This is a genomic window from Streptomyces pyxinicus (assembly GCF_024753135.1).
Lineage (GTDB): Bacteria > Actinomycetota > Actinomycetes > Streptomycetales > Streptomycetaceae > Streptomyces > Streptomyces pyxinicus.
The window spans coordinates 100,051-116,615 of record NZ_JANUGP010000009.1 but is presented as its reverse complement, the minus strand read 5'-3'; the positions used below and the strand labels follow the sequence as shown (position 1 = coordinate 116,615).

Annotated in this window: 16 protein-coding genes; 7 read left to right on the top strand and 9 right to left on the bottom strand. The window is 72.1% G+C overall.

Features of this window, described 5'->3' with window-relative positions; all coding sequences use genetic code 11:
• Nucleotides 1–10: 10 nt before the first annotated feature.
• Nucleotides 11–1,129 carry a hypothetical protein gene (locus NX794_RS14665; RefSeq protein WP_258778957.1) on the bottom strand — a complete coding sequence of 373 codons (1,119 nt, stop codon included), beginning with the start codon at nucleotides 1,127–1,129 and terminating at the stop codon, nucleotides 11–13.
• Between the two features lie 200 nt (nucleotides 1,130–1,329).
• Here NX794_RS14665 and NX794_RS14660 point away from each other — a divergent pair, with 200 nt between their 5' ends.
• Nucleotides 1,330–2,484, top strand: a complete 1,155-nt coding sequence (locus NX794_RS14660) for a cystathionine gamma-synthase (RefSeq protein ID WP_258778956.1) — start codon at nucleotides 1,330–1,332, stop codon at nucleotides 2,482–2,484.
• Between the two features lie 12 nt (nucleotides 2,485–2,496).
• Here the strand turns inward: NX794_RS14660 and NX794_RS14655 are convergent, their stop codons facing one another.
• From NX794_RS14655 to NX794_RS14645, 3 genes are all read right to left on the bottom strand, one after another.
• Nucleotides 2,497–2,745 carry a hypothetical protein gene (locus tag NX794_RS14655; RefSeq protein WP_258779109.1) on the bottom strand — a complete coding sequence of 83 codons (249 nt, stop codon included), beginning with the start codon at nucleotides 2,743–2,745 and terminating at the stop codon, nucleotides 2,497–2,499.
• A 154-nt stretch (nucleotides 2,746–2,899) separates the two neighbouring features.
• Nucleotides 2,900–3,436: a sigma factor-like helix-turn-helix DNA-binding protein gene (locus tag NX794_RS14650; protein WP_258778955.1), complete on the bottom strand. Its 537-nt coding sequence runs from the start codon at nucleotides 3,434–3,436 to the stop codon at nucleotides 2,900–2,902.
• A 148-nt stretch (nucleotides 3,437–3,584) separates the two neighbouring features.
• Entirely contained in the window at nucleotides 3,585–4,088 is a 504-nt protein-coding gene (locus NX794_RS14645) for a MarR family winged helix-turn-helix transcriptional regulator (RefSeq protein ID WP_258779108.1), read from the bottom strand.
• Between the two features lie 162 nt (nucleotides 4,089–4,250).
• Between NX794_RS14645 and ilvA the strand changes: the two genes are divergently transcribed.
• From ilvA to NX794_RS14630, 3 genes are all read left to right on the top strand, one after another.
• Nucleotides 4,251–5,480, top strand: a complete 1,230-nt coding sequence (ilvA, locus tag NX794_RS14640) for a threonine ammonia-lyase (RefSeq protein WP_258778954.1) — start codon at nucleotides 4,251–4,253, stop codon at nucleotides 5,478–5,480.
• Nucleotides 5,481–5,774: 294 nt separating this feature from the next.
• On the top strand, nucleotides 5,775–6,773 hold the full coding sequence (locus NX794_RS14635; RefSeq protein ID WP_258778953.1) for an ATP-binding cassette domain-containing protein: 999 nt from the start codon (nucleotides 5,775–5,777) through the stop codon (nucleotides 6,771–6,773).
• Nucleotides 6,770–7,630, top strand: coding sequence for an ABC transporter permease (locus tag NX794_RS14630; protein ID WP_258778952.1), 861 nt, complete (start codon nucleotides 6,770–6,772; stop codon nucleotides 7,628–7,630). The genes NX794_RS14635 and NX794_RS14630 overlap by 4 nt, the downstream gene beginning before the upstream one ends.
• A 114-nt stretch (nucleotides 7,631–7,744) precedes the next feature.
• Here the strand turns inward: NX794_RS14630 and greA are convergent, their stop codons facing one another.
• Entirely contained in the window at nucleotides 7,745–8,245 is a 501-nt protein-coding gene (gene greA / locus NX794_RS14625) for a transcription elongation factor GreA (RefSeq protein ID WP_258778951.1), read from the bottom strand.
• A 191-nt stretch (nucleotides 8,246–8,436) separates the two neighbouring features.
• Nucleotides 8,437–8,835, bottom strand: a complete 399-nt coding sequence (locus NX794_RS14620; RefSeq protein ID WP_258778950.1) for a DUF4307 domain-containing protein — start codon at nucleotides 8,833–8,835, stop codon at nucleotides 8,437–8,439.
• A 170-nt stretch (nucleotides 8,836–9,005) separates the two neighbouring features.
• On the opposite strand from NX794_RS14620, the gene mca reads away from it, so the two are divergent.
• Nucleotides 9,006–9,866: a mycothiol conjugate amidase Mca gene (gene mca, locus NX794_RS14615; RefSeq protein ID WP_258779107.1), complete on the top strand. Its 861-nt coding sequence runs from the start codon at nucleotides 9,006–9,008 to the stop codon at nucleotides 9,864–9,866.
• Entirely contained in the window at nucleotides 9,859–10,122 is a 264-nt protein-coding gene (locus NX794_RS14610; RefSeq protein ID WP_258778949.1) for a hypothetical protein, read from the top strand. Before mca ends, NX794_RS14610 begins: the two co-directional genes overlap by 8 nt.
• Nucleotides 10,123–10,173: 51 nt before the next feature.
• Here the strand turns inward: NX794_RS14610 and NX794_RS14605 are convergent, their stop codons facing one another.
• From NX794_RS14605 to NX794_RS14595, 3 genes are all read right to left on the bottom strand, one after another.
• Complete coding sequence (locus NX794_RS14605; protein ID WP_258778948.1) at nucleotides 10,174–13,377, bottom strand: tetratricopeptide repeat protein; 3,204 nt, start codon at nucleotides 13,375–13,377, stop codon at nucleotides 10,174–10,176.
• A 291-nt stretch (nucleotides 13,378–13,668) separates the two neighbouring features.
• Nucleotides 13,669–14,076 (bottom strand): type II toxin-antitoxin system VapC family toxin, encoded by a 408-nt coding sequence (locus NX794_RS14600; protein ID WP_258778947.1) that lies wholly within the window; start codon nucleotides 14,074–14,076, stop codon nucleotides 13,669–13,671.
• Nucleotides 14,073–14,336 (bottom strand): hypothetical protein, encoded by a 264-nt coding sequence (locus NX794_RS14595; RefSeq protein WP_258778946.1) that lies wholly within the window; start codon nucleotides 14,334–14,336, stop codon nucleotides 14,073–14,075. Before NX794_RS14595 ends, NX794_RS14600 begins: the two co-directional genes overlap by 4 nt.
• 152 nt (nucleotides 14,337–14,488) lie before the next feature.
• Between NX794_RS14595 and NX794_RS14590 the strand changes: the two genes are divergently transcribed.
• On the top strand, nucleotides 14,489–16,516 hold the full coding sequence (locus NX794_RS14590) for a thioredoxin domain-containing protein (protein ID WP_258778945.1): 2,028 nt from the start codon (nucleotides 14,489–14,491) through the stop codon (nucleotides 16,514–16,516).
• Nucleotides 16,517–16,565 lie beyond the last annotated feature (49 nt).

Below are 16,565 nucleotides of genomic sequence, written 5' to 3'. Positions count from 1 at the left end.
TGCGGCCCGCTCAGCCGGGGAGGGTCGCCGGGTTGCCGCCGTTGGCCTCGTAGCCGGCGACGGCCAGCGCGCGGTAGACGGCGAACTCGGCGGCCGGGTCGGCCGACAGGGTCCAGGGCAGGGCGCCCACATGGCCGTCGACGTGGACCAGCTGCTGCATGGCCTCCGCCCAGCGCTCGGCGCGCACCAGGAAGAAGACCAGCAGGTGCCGTACGTGCGCGAGCATCGGGTCGTCGGGCCGGGCCGCGTGCACCGCGTGCAGTGCGCCGTGTATCGCCTTGGTGACCACCTCGCTCTGGTAGAAACCCGTGACCAGGTTCACTTCCGGCAGGTGCTCGAAGACCGCGAACAGCGGCAGCGCGGCCAGCAGCGAGCCCTGCGGGGCGCGGGCCGCGGCGGCCTCGGCGAAGGCGTACGCCTGGGTACGGGAGCCGTGCCACTTCTCGCACCAGTAGTGCAGCGCGGCGAGGTGGGCGCCCATGTGGTGCGGGGCCCGGTCCAGGATCTTCAGCCAGAGCTGCTCGAACTCGGCCTGCGGGTAGGACAGTCCGCGGGCGATGGACAGCTCCACGACGCACGGCACCGGATCGCCCGGCGCCAGCAGCCCGGCCTGGGCGCAGGCGTCGCGGGCCTCCTCCATGATGATCCGGAAGTCGTCCGTGCCCGGTGTCGACGTACGCCAGGCCTGCTGCACCAGGAACTCGGCGTGGACGGCGGCGCCGCCCGGATCCTTGGGCTGCTCGGCCCGCCAGACGCGCAGCCACTGGCCGCCCGGTGTCTCGTGTATCCCGCCGGGGCGCTGCGCCAGCTCCAGCGACGCGGCGCCCGCGAAGGCCTGCACCCGCTGCCAGCGCTGCTCGCCCTCGGCCTCGGTGCCGGCCAGCAACTGGGCCGCGGCCCGGTGGTCCCCTGTGCGCTGTACCAGCTCCAGGACGTCCATCAGGTCCTTGTCCGGGCCCGGCACGCGTAGGTCCAGCTCCTCCTGGCGCACGAAGCCGTAGTCCGCCGGGTCGGCGGCGTCCGGGTGGCCGGGGTGGACCAGCCCGATCGCCCCGCGCCTGCGCCGCAGGAAGGGGAGCAGGACGAAGCTCAGCATGAGCAGCGCCATCAGCAGCCAGAGAATCGCCATGCCCCAAGCGAACCAGACATCGCCGACACTTGGCCAACCCTCCGCCGACCTGTGGAAAACTCCGGATCTGGTCATGACAGGACGGGGTCCAAGGCCTTGGCAATGACGGTGCCCGTCCGCGTAGGGAAATCCCTTCGGCCCGTGCCTGTCGGCCTCGGGGGGACGTCAGCATCCGGCCGGGCGCATTACGCTCGGTGCCCATGAGCGACAGGCACATCAGTCAGCACTTCGAGACCCTCGCGATCCACGCGGGCAACACCGCGGATCCCCTCACCGGCGCGGTCGTCCCGCCGATCTACCAGGTCTCGACCTACAAGCAGGACGGCGTCGGCGGGCTGCGCGGCGGCTACGAGTACAGCCGCAGCGCCAACCCGACCCGTACCGCCCTGGAGGAGAACCTCGCCGCGCTGGAGGGCGGCCGCCGAGGTCTCGCCTTCGCGTCCGGCCTGGCCGCCGAGGACACGCTGTTGCGGACGCTCCTCACCCCCGGCGACCATGTCGTCATCCCGAACGACGCCTACGGCGGCACCTTCCGCCTCTTCGCCAAGGTCGCCACCCGCTGGGGCGTGGAGTGGTCGGTCGCCGACACCAGCGACCCGGCCGCGGTGCGGGCCGCGCTCACCCCGCGCACCAAGGCCGTCTGGGTGGAGACCCCCTCCAACCCGCTGCTCGGCATCACCGACATCGCGGCCCTCGCCCAGGTCGCCCACGCCGCGGGCGCCAAGCTCGTGGTGGACAACACCTTCGCCACGCCCTACCTCCAGCAGCCGCTGTCGCTCGGGGCGGACGTCGTCGTGCACTCCCTGACCAAGTACATGGGCGGTCACTCGGACGTCGTCGGCGGCGCGCTGATCGTCTCCGACCAGACGCTCGGCGAGGAGCTGGCCTACCACCAGAACGCGATGGGCGCGGTCGCCGGGCCGTTCGACTCCTGGCTGGTGCTGCGCGGCACCAAGACCCTCGCGGTGCGCATGGACCGGCACAGCGAGAACGCCACGAAGGTCGCCGACATGCTGACCCGGCACGCGCGCGTGACGAGCGTGCTGTACCCGGGCCTGCCCGAGCACCCCGGTCACGAGGTCGCCGCCAAGCAGATGCGGGCGTTCGGCGGCATGGTGTCGTTCCGGGTCGAGGGCGGCGAGGAGGCGGCCGTCGAGGTGTGCAACCGCGCCAAGGTGTTCACCCTCGGTGAGTCGCTCGGCGGCGTCGAGTCCCTGATCGAGCACCCGGGCCGGATGACGCACGCCTCCGTGGCCGGTTCGGCGCTGGAGGTGCCGGCCGACCTGGTGCGGCTGTCCGTCGGCATCGAGAACGCCGACGACCTGCTGGAGGATCTGCAGCAGGCCCTCGGCTAGCCGGCCGCAGGCTCACCAGCCGTCGAGCGGTGGGGTCGTCTGCGAAGGCGGCTCCACCCAGGGATGCGTCCGCGCCGCCCACACCGTGAACGCCACGACCGCCGCGCAGGCCAGCAGCCACAGCACCCGGCGGGCGAGGCGCCGGCGTCGCAAGAGGCGCTCGCCGCGCCGTACCGCCTCCGGGTACACGTCCAGGGGCACCGGCGGCGACACCCGCTCCATGAGCCGCCGTACCGCCCCCTCACGCTCGGCCCGGTTCACCGCGCCCCGCCCGCTCGCCGCGGACCCCACGCGGGCCGTGGTTCCGCGCCCGGCGCGAGCCGTCTCATGGCGCTGGCACCCCTCAGCCCCCGTATCGCGGCGCTGGCACCCCGTACCCCCCGTCTCACGACGCCGATACCCCGTGACCCCCCTCTCACGGCGTTGCCGCCTTCGCACCGGCGCCGCTGACCGGGCCCGTGCCTCCCGCCCCGCGCGGGGCGGCCCGGTGGGCCGGGTGCAGCAGCGTGGACACCGCGCGGGCGCAGATGGCGCGCACGCGTTCCGCGGGCAGCCCGAGCAGGGCTGCGGCCTGTTCCTCGGCCACTCCCTCGTACAGCCGCAGTACGACGATCAGCCGTTCCTGGGGCGTGAGTTCGGCGAGCGGGTGCCGGGGGTCCGGCGGCCGGACGCGGCCCGGAGCGCCGCCGTACCGGTACCAGATCGCGCGCGCGAAACGCGTCGCCAGGTACTGGCGGGCGTCGTCGTAGGGATCCTCACCCGACCGCCGGTCCCAGTCGGCGTAGGTGTGGGCGAGGGACAGGGCCAGCAGGCGCCGCGCGCGCGGGTTGGCGTCCGGCGGCTCCGCGGTGAGCAGCGTGGCGGTGTGCAGCAGGCGTCCGGCCGCGCCCGCGACGAACGCCTCGAACTCCCGGGCCCGGCGGGCACCGTGGGACAGCCGCCGATCACGCACCGCGCCTCACCCCCTGAGCACCCCGACGCGTCCCGAAGCTCCTCGCGGCCCCGTCCGGTACGAGACGGAAAAACGCCGTACGGTGCGGGACCCGCTCTCATATGAGGACAGCGGCGGCCCGGGGTCAAGGGTGCGGAGCGGACCGGTGTCAGGAGGCCGGGGGCTGCTCCACCGACGGGACGGCCTGCACCGTACGCGCGGACAGCGCCCGGTTGAACCGGGTCAGGAGCGTGCAGAACTCCTCGCGCTCCTCCGGCGCCCAGTCGTGGGTCAGCTCGGCCATCAGCGCACGCCGCGACGAGCGCACCTCTTCGAGCCGGGCGGCCCCACGCGGGGACAGCTGGAGCACCACCGCGCGGCCGTCCTCCGGGTGCGAGGTGCGCTTGACGAGCCCGCTGTCGACCAGGGGCGCCACCTGCCGCGTCACCGTCGAGGAGTCGATCCCCATGCTCGCCGCGAGCGCCTTCACCCCCATCGGCCCTTCCTTGTCGAGGCGGTTGAGCAGCAGGTACGCGGCCCGGTCCATGGTGTTGCGGACCTGCCCGACCCCGCCGAGCCGGGTCTGTTCGGCGCGGCGGGCGAACACGGCCACCTCGTGCTGGAGGGTGTCGAGGAGACCAGGGTCACCGACGGTCGTCATGTCCATCGACATTTCAGGTGTTGTGGGCATGGCCGGAGGCTCGCTTCATGAAGGGCTGCAAGGTTGGGGGACAGGGTACGCGGCCCGGCGCCGGGCCGTACCGGCGCTGTGCGAACCGGTCTCGGAGCTTGGTCACACCCGTCGTGTGCGACGGTGAACTGCGATGCTGGAGTCATGAGCTACGGCACGGCTGACATCCTGCGTTCCGTCACCCTCGACGATGTGCGCGGAGCGCAGAAGATGCTCTCCGGCGTCGCCCGGGCCACCGCGATGGAAGGCAGCCGGTACCTGTCGGGGCTGGTCGGCGCGCCGGTGCACCTCAAGTGCGAGAACCTTCAGCGGACCGGCTCGTTCAAGCTGCGCGGCGCCTACGTGCGCATCGCCGGGCTGCTGCCGGAGGAGCGGGCGGCCGGTGTGGTGGCGGCCAGCGCCGGCAACCACGCGCAGGGCGTCGCGCTGGCCTCCTCGCTGCTGGGCGTGCACTCCACCGTGTTCATGCCGAAGAGCGCCCCGCTGCCCAAGATCAGCGCGACCCGGGAGTACGGCGCGGAGGTGCGCCTGCACGGTCAGGTGGTGGACGAGACGCTGGCCGCCGCCGAGGAGTACGCGGCCGAGACGGGCGCGGTGTTCATCCACCCCTTCGACCACCCGGACATCATCACCGGGCAGGGCACGGTCGGCCTGGAGATCCTGGAGCAGTGTCCGGAGGTGGGCACGGTCGTCGTCGGGGTCGGCGGTGGCGGGCTCGCGGCCGGTATCGCGGTGGCCGTCAAGGCGATCCGGCCTGACGTCAGGATCGTCGGCGTGCAGGCCGCGGGCGCCGCCAGCTATCCGCCCTCGCTCGCCGCCGGCCGTCCGATGTCGCTGGAGCAGCCGGTGACCATGGCCGACGGCATCAAGGTGGGGCGGCCGGGCGTGGTGCCGTTCGAGATCGTCTCCGAGCTGGTGGACGAGGTGCGCACCGTCGGCGAGGACCAGTTGGCGGCCGCGCTGCTGCTGTGCCTGGAGCGGGCCAAGCTGGTCGTGGAGCCGGCCGGGGCGAGTCCGGTGGCGGCGCTGCTCGCGGCGCCGCAGGAGTTCGAGGGCCCGGTCGTCGCGGTGCTCTCCGGCGGCAACGTCGACCCGGTCCTGATGCAGCGGGTGCTGCGGCACGGCATGGCGGCGCAGGGCCGCTATCTGGCGGTCCGGCTGCGGCTGACGGACCGGCCCGGCGCCCTCGCGACGCTGCTCGGCGTGCTGTCGGAGGCGGACGCCAACGTGCTGGACGTCAGCCACGTCCGTACCGACCCCCGGCTGGGGTTCACGGAGGTGGAGGTGGAACTCCAGCTGGAGACCAAGGGCCCGGAACACTGCGTGGAGGTCGGCCGGGTGCTGCGCGGCGCCGGGTACACCGTCCTCGACTGAGCCCGGGACCAGAGGCCGGAGGCGGGGCGGGGGCTGGGGCGAGGGCCGAGACCGGGGCCGGGGCCGTGGCCGTGGCCGGGGCGGCCGCGGGATCACTCGTTCGTGTCCTTCCGCCCACAAATCCATTGAGGGACGCGATACATCGCGTTACGGTCTTCGTGTGGCCGCCGGATCCGCCCGTCTTCCGAAAAAGGGCGGACGGAACCGGGCGCGCAAATCTAGCCTTTTCTCGCAGAACCCCGGAACCCGGAGCCCCGGGGCCCGGAACAAGTCCCCGACGACGTGGAGACAGACATGCCAGGGGCCATCCATGCCGAAGGTCTGGTGAAGACCTTCGGTGACGTAAGGGCGCTGGACGGCGTCGATCTCGATGTGCCCGAGGGCACGGTCCTCGGCCTGCTCGGGCCGAACGGCGCCGGCAAGACGACCGCGGTGCGGTGCCTGACCACCCTGCTGCGCCCCGACAGCGGCAGAGCTGTCGTCGCCGGCGTGGACGTGCTGAGGCACCCCGACGCGGTCCGCCGCTCCATCGGTCTGTCCGGCCAGTTCGCGGCGGTCGACGAGTACCTGACCGGCCGGGAGAACCTGCAGATGGTCGGGCAGCTCTACCAGATGCGGGCGAAGGCAGCCAAGGCGCGAGCGGCGGAGCTGCTGGAGCAGTTCCACCTCGCCGACGCCGCCGACCGCCCCGCCAAGACCTACTCCGGTGGCATGCGCCGCCGCCTCGACCTCGCCGCGGCCCTGGTGGTCTCCCCGCCGGTGATGTTCATGGACGAGCCGACGACCGGGCTCGACCCGCGCAACCGCCAGCAGCTCTGGGAGGTCATCCAGCAACTCGTCGCCGGCGGCACGACCCTGCTGCTGACCACGCAGTATCTGGAGGAGGCCGACCACCTCGCGCACGACATCGCCGTGGTCGACCACGGCCGGGTGATCGCGCAGGGCACCTCCGACCAGCTCAAGGCCCGCACCGGCGGCGAGCGCGTGGAGGTCGTGGTGCACGAGCGGGAGCACATCGGGACCGCCGCCGAGGTGCTGCGCGTCTTCGGCAAGGGCGACACCACGGTCGAGGAGCACACCCGCAAGCTCACCGTGCCCGTCACCGGCGGCGCCAAGCTGCTGGCCGAGGTCATCCGGGAGCTGGACGCCCGGGGGATCGAGATAGACGACGTCGGGCTGCGCCGCCCGACCCTCGACGACGTCTTCCTCTCCCTGACCGGACACGTGGCCGAGACCGCCGGGCGGGACGAGACGAGCGACGCAGAGACCAGCGACAAGGAGGCAGTGAAATGAGTGCCGTCACTCCGACCGTGCCCACCGCCGCCCCGGCGGGCAGCGCCGTCGGCAGATCCGTCAGAGACTCGCTGATCGTCGCCAAGCGCAATCTGATCCGCATGACGCGCATCCCCGAGATGGTCATCTTCGGCCTCATCCAGCCGATCATGTTCGTGGTGCTGTTCACCTACGTCTTCGGCGGTTCCATGAAGATCGGCGCCAGCACCAGCGCGACCGACTACAAGAACTTCCTGATGGCCGGGATCTTCGCCCAGACCGTCACGTTCGCCACCGCCGGCTCCGGGGCCGGGATCGCCGACGACATGCACAAGGGACTCGTCGACCGCTTCCGCTCCCTGCCGATGGCACGCGGCGCGGTCCTGACCGGCCGCACGCTCGCCGACCTGGTGCAGACGGCCCTCACCCTGCTGGTTCTCGCCGTCGTCGCCCTGCTGGTGGGCTGGCGGGTCGGCACGGACGGGAGCACCAACGCGGGCAAGGTCGTGGCCGCCTTCGGCCTGGTCCTCCTGCTCGGGTACGCCTTCACCTGGATCGGCGCGCTGATCGGCCTGTCCGTGCGCACCCCGGAGGCGGCGACCTCCGGCGGGCTGGTCTGGCTCTTCCCGGTGACGTTCCTGTCCAACGCGTTCGTGGACACCGGCAACATGACGCCGTGGCTGCGGCACATCGCGGAGTGGAACCCGTTCAGCGCGACCGTCCAGGCGGCGCGGGTGCTGTTCGCCAATCCCGGCCGGTCCACCTCGGAGGCCTGGCCGATGCAGCATCCCGTGTGGGCCTCGCTGGCCTACTCCGTCCTGATCATCGCGATATTCCGCACCCTCGCGGTCCGCAAATACCGCTCGGCCACCGCCTGACGTGCCACCGGCCCACCGTCTGACGCGGCCGGCCCTCCCCGGGAGGGCCGGGCACGGCAGAGCCCCCGGTGTCCGGTGGACGCCGGGGGCCGTAGAGGGGAAGAGGGTGGGGGCTCAGCCCGAGTAGGGCTCGGCCTTCAAGATCTTCACCGAGGCCTTCTTGCCGTTCGGCAGTTCGTACTGCGCGTCCTCGCCGACCTTGTGGCCGATCACGCCCGAGCCGAGCGGGGACTGCGGGGAGTACGTCTCGATGTCGGCGCTCGCGTACTCGCGGGAGGCGAGCAGGAACGTAGTGGTGTCGTCCTCGTCACCATCGAAGGCGATCGTGACGACCATGCCGGGCGCGACGGCACCGTCGGCGGATGCCGGAGCCTCGCCGACCTTGGCGTTCTCAAGGAGCTGGGTCAGCTGGCGCACGCGCAGTTCCTGCTTGCCCTGCTCCTCCTTGGCCGCGTGGTACCCGCCGTTCTCGCGCAGGTCGCCCTCCTCGCGCGCGGCCGCGATCTTGGCGGCGATCTCCGTGCGCGCAGGACCAGTAAGGTACTCAAGCTCGTCCCTGAGCTTGTTGTACGCCTCCTGGGTCAGCCAGGTGACGTTCTCGCTGGTCTGGGTCACAGGGTGCTCCTCGTCGGTACTGGGAATACAAAGCATCGCCCTACCCAGAAGAATGTTCCCTCTCGGATGGGCGAAACCACGAGCCTAACAATTCAACGGCGCAAGGGGGAGGACATAAGCCATCAGAATCACATCAACGCAGGTCAGCATCTACGTGTTCCGGGTGATCCCGGGGAGTGTCCGGGACGTGGTCAGCCCGCGTGGCAGCCGAGCAGCTCGGCCGTCGTCCCCTTGGCCGTCGTACGGAGCGTGACGACCTTGTCGATGCTCGTGGCCGACCCGGTGAAGCGGAAGTCCGCCCGGCCGACCTCGGCGCCGTCCGCGGACTGGGAACGCAGGGTGCAGTAGCCGTCGGCGCCGGAGTCCTTGTGGACCTCCAGGTGCACCTCGACCTTGTCCTCCGTGGCCTTGAAGGTGATGACCTGGGCGCTGATCTCGTTCCGCCCGACGTAGTAGTAGGCGAAATAGCCGACCAGGGCGAGCAGGACCCCGCCGAGCACGATGGCGGCGATCCTGAGCTTGCGGTCGGCGCGCTCGTCCGAGGAGCGGCCGTAGCGGTCCTCGGGCAGCCGCGTACTCGCCGTACTCATGATCGTCCTCCCGGCAGGGGATCGGGACGGATGTCCCGAAAGGGGCCCAGGGGCAGGACCCCGGAATTATTCGCCCCCCGATTCGGTCACTATAGAAGCCGCCGATCGCACCCGAAGACACCGGGGCGCCGACTTACGAGGATTGAGTCTTGACTGACCAGCTGCGACTGATGGCCGTTCACGCGCACCCCGACGACGAGTCGAGCAAGGGCGCGGCGACCATGGCGAAGTACGTGTCCGAGGGGGTGGACGTGCTGGTGGTGACCTGCACCGGCGGAGAGCGCGGGTCCATCCTCAATCCGAAGCTCCAGGGCGACACGTACATCGAGGAGCACATCCACGAGGTGCGCAAGAAGGAGATGGACGAGGCCAGGGAGATCCTCGGCGTCAAGCAGGACTGGCTCGGTTTCGTCGACTCCGGGCTGCCGGAGGGCGACCCGCTGCCTCCGCTGCCCGAGGGCTGCTTCGCGCTGGAGGACGTCGACAAGGCGGCCGGGGAGCTGGTGCGCAGGATCCGCGCCTTCCGCCCGCAGGTGATCACCACCTACGACGAGAACGGCGGCTATCCGCACCCCGACCACATCATGACCCACAAGATCTCCATGGTGGCGTTCGAGGGCGCGGCGGACACCGAGAAGTACCCCGAGGCGGAGTTCGGGCCGGCCTTCCAGCCGCAGAAGCTGTACTACAACCAGGGCTTCAACCGCCCCCGCACCGAGGCCCTGCACCACGCCCTGCTCGACCGGGGCCTGGAGTCGCCGTACGGGGACTGGCTGAAGCGGTGGCAGGAGTTCGAGCGCACGGAGCGGACGCTGACCACGCACGTCCCGTGCGCCGAGTTCTTCGAGATCCGCGACAAGGCCCTGATCGCGCACGCCACGCAGATCGACCCGGACGGCGGCTGGTTCAAGGTCCCGCTGGAGCTCCAGAAGGAGGTCTGGCCCACCGAGGAGTACGAGCTGGCGAAGTCTCTCGTGGACACCTCCCTCCCCGAGGACGACCTCTTCGCGGGCATCCGGGACAATGCCTGACATGAGCGCAAGCGTGAGCCTGGCAGTGACGCACCTGGTCCCCCTCGCCAAGGAGGTCGACCAGAACAAGGTCACCCCCGGCGTCCTCGGCTTCATCGTGTTCGCGGTGATGGCTCTGGCGGTGTGGGGGCTGATGAAGTCGATGAGCAAGCACATGCAGAAGGTCGACTTCAAGGAGTCGGGCACCTCCGACGGTTCCGCCGAGGACGCCGGCAAGGCGGAGGCGGTCGGCGGGGGCACGTCCGGGCGGGGCTGAGCGGCCGTACGACGGGGCGGGCGCCGCATACCGGGCGCTCCCCAGCCCCGACTACGCGGTCGTCCGTACCGGTACGCCCATCACCTCCCGGGCGTGGCGGCTCGGGGTCATGCCCAGGCGCCAGGCCTGCCAGCCGGCCTCCAGCTGGATGCCGCGTTCCAGGAGCAGGGCGTAGGCCGTGGCGCAGTCGGTGAGCTTCTCGTCGCGCAGCGGATGCGGGGCGCGGGCGAGGCGGGCCAGTTCCTCCTGGGCCACCGCCGTGCCGATCTCGACGCCGCCCGGTGCGGCGTACGGAAGCAGGGTGCAGCGCAGGAAGCGGGCCCAGTCCTCGCCGCGCAGGTCGCCGTAGGACGTGAACAGGTCGAGGGCCTCGTCGCACAGGCCCAGCGCCTGCTGGGTGCGGGCGTTGCCGGCGTCGACCACCGCCAGCTCCAGACAGGTCCAGGCCTCGCCGTGGGCGACGCCGATGCGCTGGAAGTCGGCGCGGGCGTCCACGAGGAGCTGGCGGGCGAAGCCGGAGTTGCGCAGCGAGCCGGTCTGCGCGGCCCGCTGGTCCCGGGTGACCCGGGCCGAATGGTGCCGGGCGCAGGCCAGACCGTAGACGTCCCGCATCCGGGAGAACATCGTGCGGGACCGCTCCAGGTCGCGCACCGCCTGGTCCAGGTTCCCGCCCTCCTCCAGCGCCTGCCCCAGGTAGTACAGCGTCCACGCCTCGCCGCGCGCGTCCTCGTTCTCGCGGTGCCGGGCGGCTGCCTGCCGCAGGCCTTCCGCGGCCACCGTGGCATCACCGTCCACCAGGCGGGCCCGGGCCAGCTGGGTCCCCGCCCAGGCCTCGCCACGGGCGTCGTGGGTGCGGCCGTAGCGCTCCAGGGCGGATCGCAGCTCCGTCTCCGCGCGCGGCACGTCGCCCATCCGCAAGGCGAGCTGGCCGAGCTGGAAGTGGGCCCACGCCTCGCCGTGCACCGAGCCGCCCTCGCGGTGCAGGACCAGTGAGCGGGTCAGCAGGTCCAGTGCCTCCGAGAGCCGGGCGCGGTCCCGCTGGACCGCGGCGAGGGCGTGCATCGTCCAGGCCCGGTCGGTCGCCAGTTCGGGCGCGGCCTGGAGGTCCAGTGACTCCTGGAGTCTCGCCGCCGCCTCGGTGAGGTTGCCCTGGTGGTGCAGGGTGATGCCGAGGGAGGTCAGGGCGCGGGCGGCACCGGCGTCGTGGTGGGCCTCCCGGTACAGGTCCACGACCGAGGTGAGCGTGGTGCGCGCCTTGTCCAGCTCGCCGAGCTGCCGGGCCGCGATACCGGTGCGCCACTGCACCGAGCGCACCAGCAGCCCCTCGTCCACGGCCTGCGCCAGTTCGTTGATCTCGCCGAGGCGGTAGAGGTCGCCGCGCAGCAGGCAGTAGTCGCACAGCGCGCCGAGCAGGTTCAGCACGGCCGCCCGGTCCACGCCCTCCGCGTGCCGCAGGGTGGCCGTGATGAAGCTGGACTCGTCGTCCAGCCAGCGCAGGGCCTCGTCGAGGGAGGTGAAGCCGTGCGAGCCGAACTGGTTCGAGCGGGTCGACATGTTGCCGTCGACCAGGCGCAGCACCGAGTCGGCCAGCTCGGCGTAGTTCGCGATCAGCCGTTCCTGCGCCGCCGCGCGCTCGGCCGGGTCCTCCTCGTCCGCGAGCCGGGCCTGGGCGAAGGCGCGCACCAGGTCGTGCAGCCGGTAGCGGCTGCCGCGCACGTGGTCGATCAGTCCCGCGTCCGCCAGGGCCGTGAGCTGCCGGCCGGCCTCGGTCTCGTCCGTGGCGAGCAGGGCCGCCGCCGCGGCGGCGCCGAGCGAGGCGCGGCCCGCGAGGGCGAGCCTGCGCAGCAGCCGGCGGGCGGGCTCGCGCTGGTCGGTGTAGCGCAGCCACAGGGCGCGCTCCACCGGGCCCACCGGGCCGTACGCGGCGAGATCGGCGGCCAGTTGACGGGGTGAGCGGGGCCCGAGCGCGGAGCCCGCGATCCGCAGCGCCAGCGGCAGCCCGCCGCACAGCTCGCGCACCCGCTCGGCGGACTCGGCGTCGTAAGGCCCGGAGGAATCTTCGGCGGCGGCGCTCAGCACGTCCTCGGCGCCGGCCGCGTCCAGCGGCTCCACCGGCAGCCGGTGCACCCAGGCGGCGAGGTCGGCCGGGAGTTCCAGGGCTGTCCGGGCGGTGACCAGGACCAGGCTGTCGGAACGTTCCGGGACCAGCGCCCGCACCTGTTCCGGGTCGGAGGCGTCGTCCAGCACGATCGTCACGGGCAGACCGGTCAGGTGCTGGTGGTACAGCTCGCCGAGCCGCTTGACCTGCTGGTCGGCGGTGGACCGCTCCCGGAACAGCAGTTGCTCACGGGGCGCGCCCAGCCGGTTGAGCAGGTGTAGCAGGGCGTCCCGGGTGCCGAGCGGCGGCTCCTCCTGGCTGGCGCCGCGCAGGTCCACGACCACCGCGCCCCGGAAGTGGTCCCGCAGCTCGTGTGCCGCGTGCACCGCGAGCGTGGTGCGGCCGGAGCCGGGTTCACCGTGCAGGACGACCACCGTCGGCCGGGTCTCGGTGGTGGCCCGGGCCGCCTGCGCCCACTGCCTGATCCGCGCCAGCTCCTGGCGCCGGCCGCCGAAGGGGCCGTCCGGCTCGGGCAGTTGGCCGAACGACTGCTCCAGCACCGTGCGTCTGCGGGCCGCCGCGCTCTTGTCCGCGCCGCGCAGCGCCGGGCCGGTCTTCTTCTTCGGGCCGGTGGAGGCGCTGAGCACGCGCTGCTGGTCGAGGAACGGGCGGATGCCCCGTACCTCCAGCGCGGTCAGCCACTGCAACCGGAGCTGCTGGGGGCCGCCGGGCTGGCCGGCCTCGCCCGCGCGGTGGTGGGCGGCCGGGAGATGGGTGCCGGCGACCTTCACTACCGTCGCCGCGGCGCCCACCACACCAGCGACCGCACCGGCGCCGATGGCGGTGCCCGCGCCGGTGCCCAGGGAGAGGTCGGCGACGGCGGCGGCGACCGCGCCGACGCCGGCCGCCAGCAGGGCGGTCCTGCCACCGGCACGGGCGTAACGCCGGCCGAAGGTCAGCCGGCCTTCCTCGGCCTCGTCCAGCGCGCGCGTGTAGGCGGCGTACTCCTCACCGGCCGACTCGGCCATGGCGTCCAGCGCGCCGCGTGCCCGCGACAGCAGCAGCTGACCGTCGATCCGGCCACCGGAGCGCCGCACCTCCTCCTCCACGGCCCGCGCCACCAGCCGCTCGGCCTCCACCCGATGCCCGTCCCGCATGTCCCGTCCCCCTCCGGCCGCAACTCGTGTGTGTACGAGTGTCCTTGGCGGGGGGCTTGAGCGCGAGGGGTCGTGATCGATGCGGGCGGGCCGGGGGAGCGGTCAGAGCGTTCCCAGGTCGGTGGTGACGGGGAAGGGCACGGCTGCCTTGATCGCGCCGGGCCTACTGCGCTGTGGACACCGGAGGCTTTCGAGGAGGCGCGGCGGCGGGATGTGGCCGAGCTGCTGGCGGTCGGGAACTCCGCGTGTCACCGGTGACGGTGAACTCGCGAACCCGACAGTCGGCAGTGCTCACACCTCTTTGATGATCACACGGTTCCCGCAGAGCTTCGACCAGTCGTCGCGGTCGGAAGTCAGGACGATCATGGGGGCCGGGACGCGGAGCGCGAGCGCGGCGACGAGGGCGTCGATCGCGTACTTGTGCCCATGCAGGCCGCCTGCGTCCTGAAGCAGTTCCACCGCGGTCTGGGAGTCCTCTTGGCTGACCGGTTCCACCCGCAGCCGGGAGAGCACCCACTTCAACCGCGCAACATCGGTCTTTCCGTGTACGGCTTCGACGATGGTCAGCGCGGACACCAGGACGGGAACCCCGACCTGGCGGGACGCCTCGATGCGAGCCGCCATCTCGCGGTCGTTGCGCAGCAGCAGGGAGAGCGCCTCGGAGTCGAGCACCAGCGAGCGGGCCGGCTGCTCCTTCACGCGGCGCCCCGCCCGGCGTTCTCGTCTCCGAACAGCTCGCGTCGGGCGACTTCGATCTCCTGCTCGGTGAGCGCGCCGTGCTCCTCCTCATGGGCCGCGACGATCTCGGCGAGCCCGTCCATGGCGAGCTGATGTCTGACAGCCTCGGTGATGTAGCCGGACAGTCCCCTGCGGCCGGTCCGGGAGCGGAGCTCACTGACCAACTCGGCGGGCATGGACACGGAGATGTTCTCGGTGGTCCCGGCTCGGGTCGGCTTCATGTCCTCCACTCTAATACATCTTCTATTACAGCTGGAGGTGGCGGCCGTGAGGAATACCCAGCCTTGATGGCTCACACGCGCAATTCGGCCAAGCGAGGAGGGCCCGTGAGGGTTTCGCCGGTCGAGGCAGACGCTGTGAGAGGGTGGATCGCATGAACCGGCTGGCTGGTGTGACCTCGCCTTATCTGCTTCAGCACGCTGACAATCCGGTCGACTGGTGGCCCTGGACGCCGGAGGCTTTCGAGGAGGCGCGGCGGCGGAATGTGCCGGTGTTGCTGTCCGTCGGCTACTCCGCGTGTCACTGGTGCCACGTCATGGCCCACGAGTCCTTCGAGGACCAGGCGACCGCCGACTACCTCAACGAGCACTTCGTCAGCGTGAAGGTGGACCGTGAGGAGCGGCCGGACGTCGATGCCGTGTACATGGAGGCCGTGCAGGCGGCGACCGGGCAGGGTGGCTGGCCGATGACCGTGTTTCTCACGCCTGATGCCGAGCCGTTCTATTTCGGTACGTACTTTCCGCCCGAGCCCCGGCATGGCATGCCCTCCTTCCGGCAGGTGCTGGAGGGGGTGCGGCAGGCGTGGGACGGGCGGCGGGACGAGGTCGGGGAGGTCGCCGGGAAGATCGTGCGGGATCTGTCGCAGCGGGAGATCAGCCACCAGGGGGACCGGCCGCCCGGTGAGCCGGAGCTGGCGCAGGCGCTGCTGGGGCTCACCCGCGAGTACGACCCGCAGCGCGGCGGCTTCGGCGGAGCGCCCAAGTTCCCGCCGTCCATGGTGCTGGAGTTCCTGCTGCGCCACCACGCCCGCACGGGTGCCGAGGGCGCGCTCCAGATGGCGCGGGACACCTGCGAGCGCATGGCCCGCGGCGGTGTGTACGACCAGCTCGGCGGCGGGTTCGCCCGGTACTCCGTGGACCGCGACTGGACGGTGCCGCACTTCGAGAAGATGCTCTACGACAACGCGCTGCTCTGCCGGGTGTACGCCCACCTCTGGCGGGCCACCGGCTCCGAGCTGGCCCAGCGGGTCGCCCTGGAGACCGCCGACTTCCTGGTGCGGGAACTGCGCACCGCGGAGGGCGGGTTCGCGTCCGCGCTGGACGCCGACAGTGACGACGGGAGCGGACGGCACGTCGAGGGCGCGTACTACGTGTGGACGCCTGCCCAGTTGCGGGACGTCCTCGGGGACGACGCCGAACTCGCCGCCCAGTACTTCGGCGTGACCGAGGAGGGCACCTTCGAGCACGGGCGGTCGGTGCTGCAACTGCCGCAGAGCGAGGGTGTGTTCGGAGCCGAGAAGATCGCCTCGGTGCGGGAGCGGCTGCTGGCCGCGCGGGGTGCACGGCCAGCGCCCGGCCGGGACGACAAGGTGGTCGCCGCCTGGAACGGCCTCGCGATCGCCGCGCTCGCCGAGACCGGCGCCTACTTCGGCCGCCCCGACCTGATCGAGGCCGCGCTCGGCGCCGCCGACCTGCTGGTCCGGGTGCATCTCGACGAGCATGCCCGGCTCGCCCGTACCAGCAGGGACGGCCGGGCCGGGGCCAACGCCGGCGTGCTGGAGGACTACGCCGACGTCGCCGAGGGCCTGACCGCGCTCGCCTCCGTGACCGGCGAGGGCGTCTGGCTGGACTTCGCCGGACTCCTCCTCGACCATGTGCTGGCCCGCTTCACGGACCCGGAGACCGGTGCTCTGTACGACACCGCCTCCGACGCCGAACAGCTCATCCGCCGGCCCCAGGACCCCACCGACAACGCCACCCCCTCCGGCTGGAGCGCCGCCGCCGGCGCCCTGCTGAGCTACGCCGCGCACACCGGTTCCGAGCCGCACCGGACCGCCGCCGAGCGGGCGTTGGGTGTCGTCACGACCCTCGGGCCGCGCGTGCCCCGGTTCATCGGCTGGGGTCTCGCCGTCGCCGAGGCACTGCTCGACGGGCCACGCGAGGTGGCCGTCGTGACGCCGGCCCTGGACGACGAGAAGGCCGTCGCCCTGTACCGCACGGCCTTGCTGGGCACCGCCCCCGGTGCCGTCGTCGCCTACGGCACTCCGGACGGCGAGGAGTTCCCGCTGCTCGCCGGCCGGCCGCTCGTCGGCGGTGAACCGACGGCGTACGTCTGCCGCGACTTCACGTGCGACGCCCCGACCACCGACCCGGAGCGGCTGCGCACCGCCCTGTCCGGATAGGCCCGGGAGGGCGTGTCGGGCGCCGCTGAGGATCAGTGCGCCCAGCGTG

What these genes read in the sequence shown, in the direction of transcription:
- NX794_RS14665 (WP_258778957.1), bottom strand. Translation starts at nt 1,129, where the DNA reads ATGGCGATTCTCTGGCTGCTGATGGCGCTGCTCATGCTGAGCTTCGTC.
- NX794_RS14660 (WP_258778956.1), top strand. Translation starts at nt 1,330, where the DNA reads ATGAGCGACAGGCACATCAGTCAGCACTTCGAGACCCTCGCGATCCAC.
- NX794_RS14645 (WP_258779108.1), bottom strand. Translation starts at nt 4,088, where the DNA reads ATGTCGATGGACATGACGACCGTCGGTGACCCTGGTCTCCTCGACACC.
- ilvA (WP_258778954.1), top strand. Translation starts at nt 4,251, where the DNA reads ATGAGCTACGGCACGGCTGACATCCTGCGTTCCGTCACCCTCGACGAT.
- NX794_RS14635 (WP_258778953.1), top strand. Translation starts at nt 5,775, where the DNA reads ATGCCAGGGGCCATCCATGCCGAAGGTCTGGTGAAGACCTTCGGTGAC.
- NX794_RS14630 (WP_258778952.1), top strand. Translation starts at nt 6,770, where the DNA reads ATGAGTGCCGTCACTCCGACCGTGCCCACCGCCGCCCCGGCGGGCAGC.
- NX794_RS14620 (WP_258778950.1), bottom strand. Translation starts at nt 8,835, where the DNA reads ATGAGTACGGCGAGTACGCGGCTGCCCGAGGACCGCTACGGCCGCTCC.
- mca (WP_258779107.1), top strand. Translation starts at nt 9,006, where the DNA reads ATGGCCGTTCACGCGCACCCCGACGACGAGTCGAGCAAGGGCGCGGCG.
- NX794_RS14610 (WP_258778949.1), top strand. Translation starts at nt 9,859, where the DNA reads ATGCCTGACATGAGCGCAAGCGTGAGCCTGGCAGTGACGCACCTGGTC.
- NX794_RS14605 (WP_258778948.1), bottom strand. Translation starts at nt 13,377, where the DNA reads ATGCGGGACGGGCATCGGGTGGAGGCCGAGCGGCTGGTGGCGCGGGCC.
- NX794_RS14595 (WP_258778946.1), bottom strand. Translation starts at nt 14,336, where the DNA reads ATGAAGCCGACCCGAGCCGGGACCACCGAGAACATCTCCGTGTCCATG.
- NX794_RS14590 (WP_258778945.1), top strand. Translation starts at nt 14,489, where the DNA reads ATGAACCGGCTGGCTGGTGTGACCTCGCCTTATCTGCTTCAGCACGCT.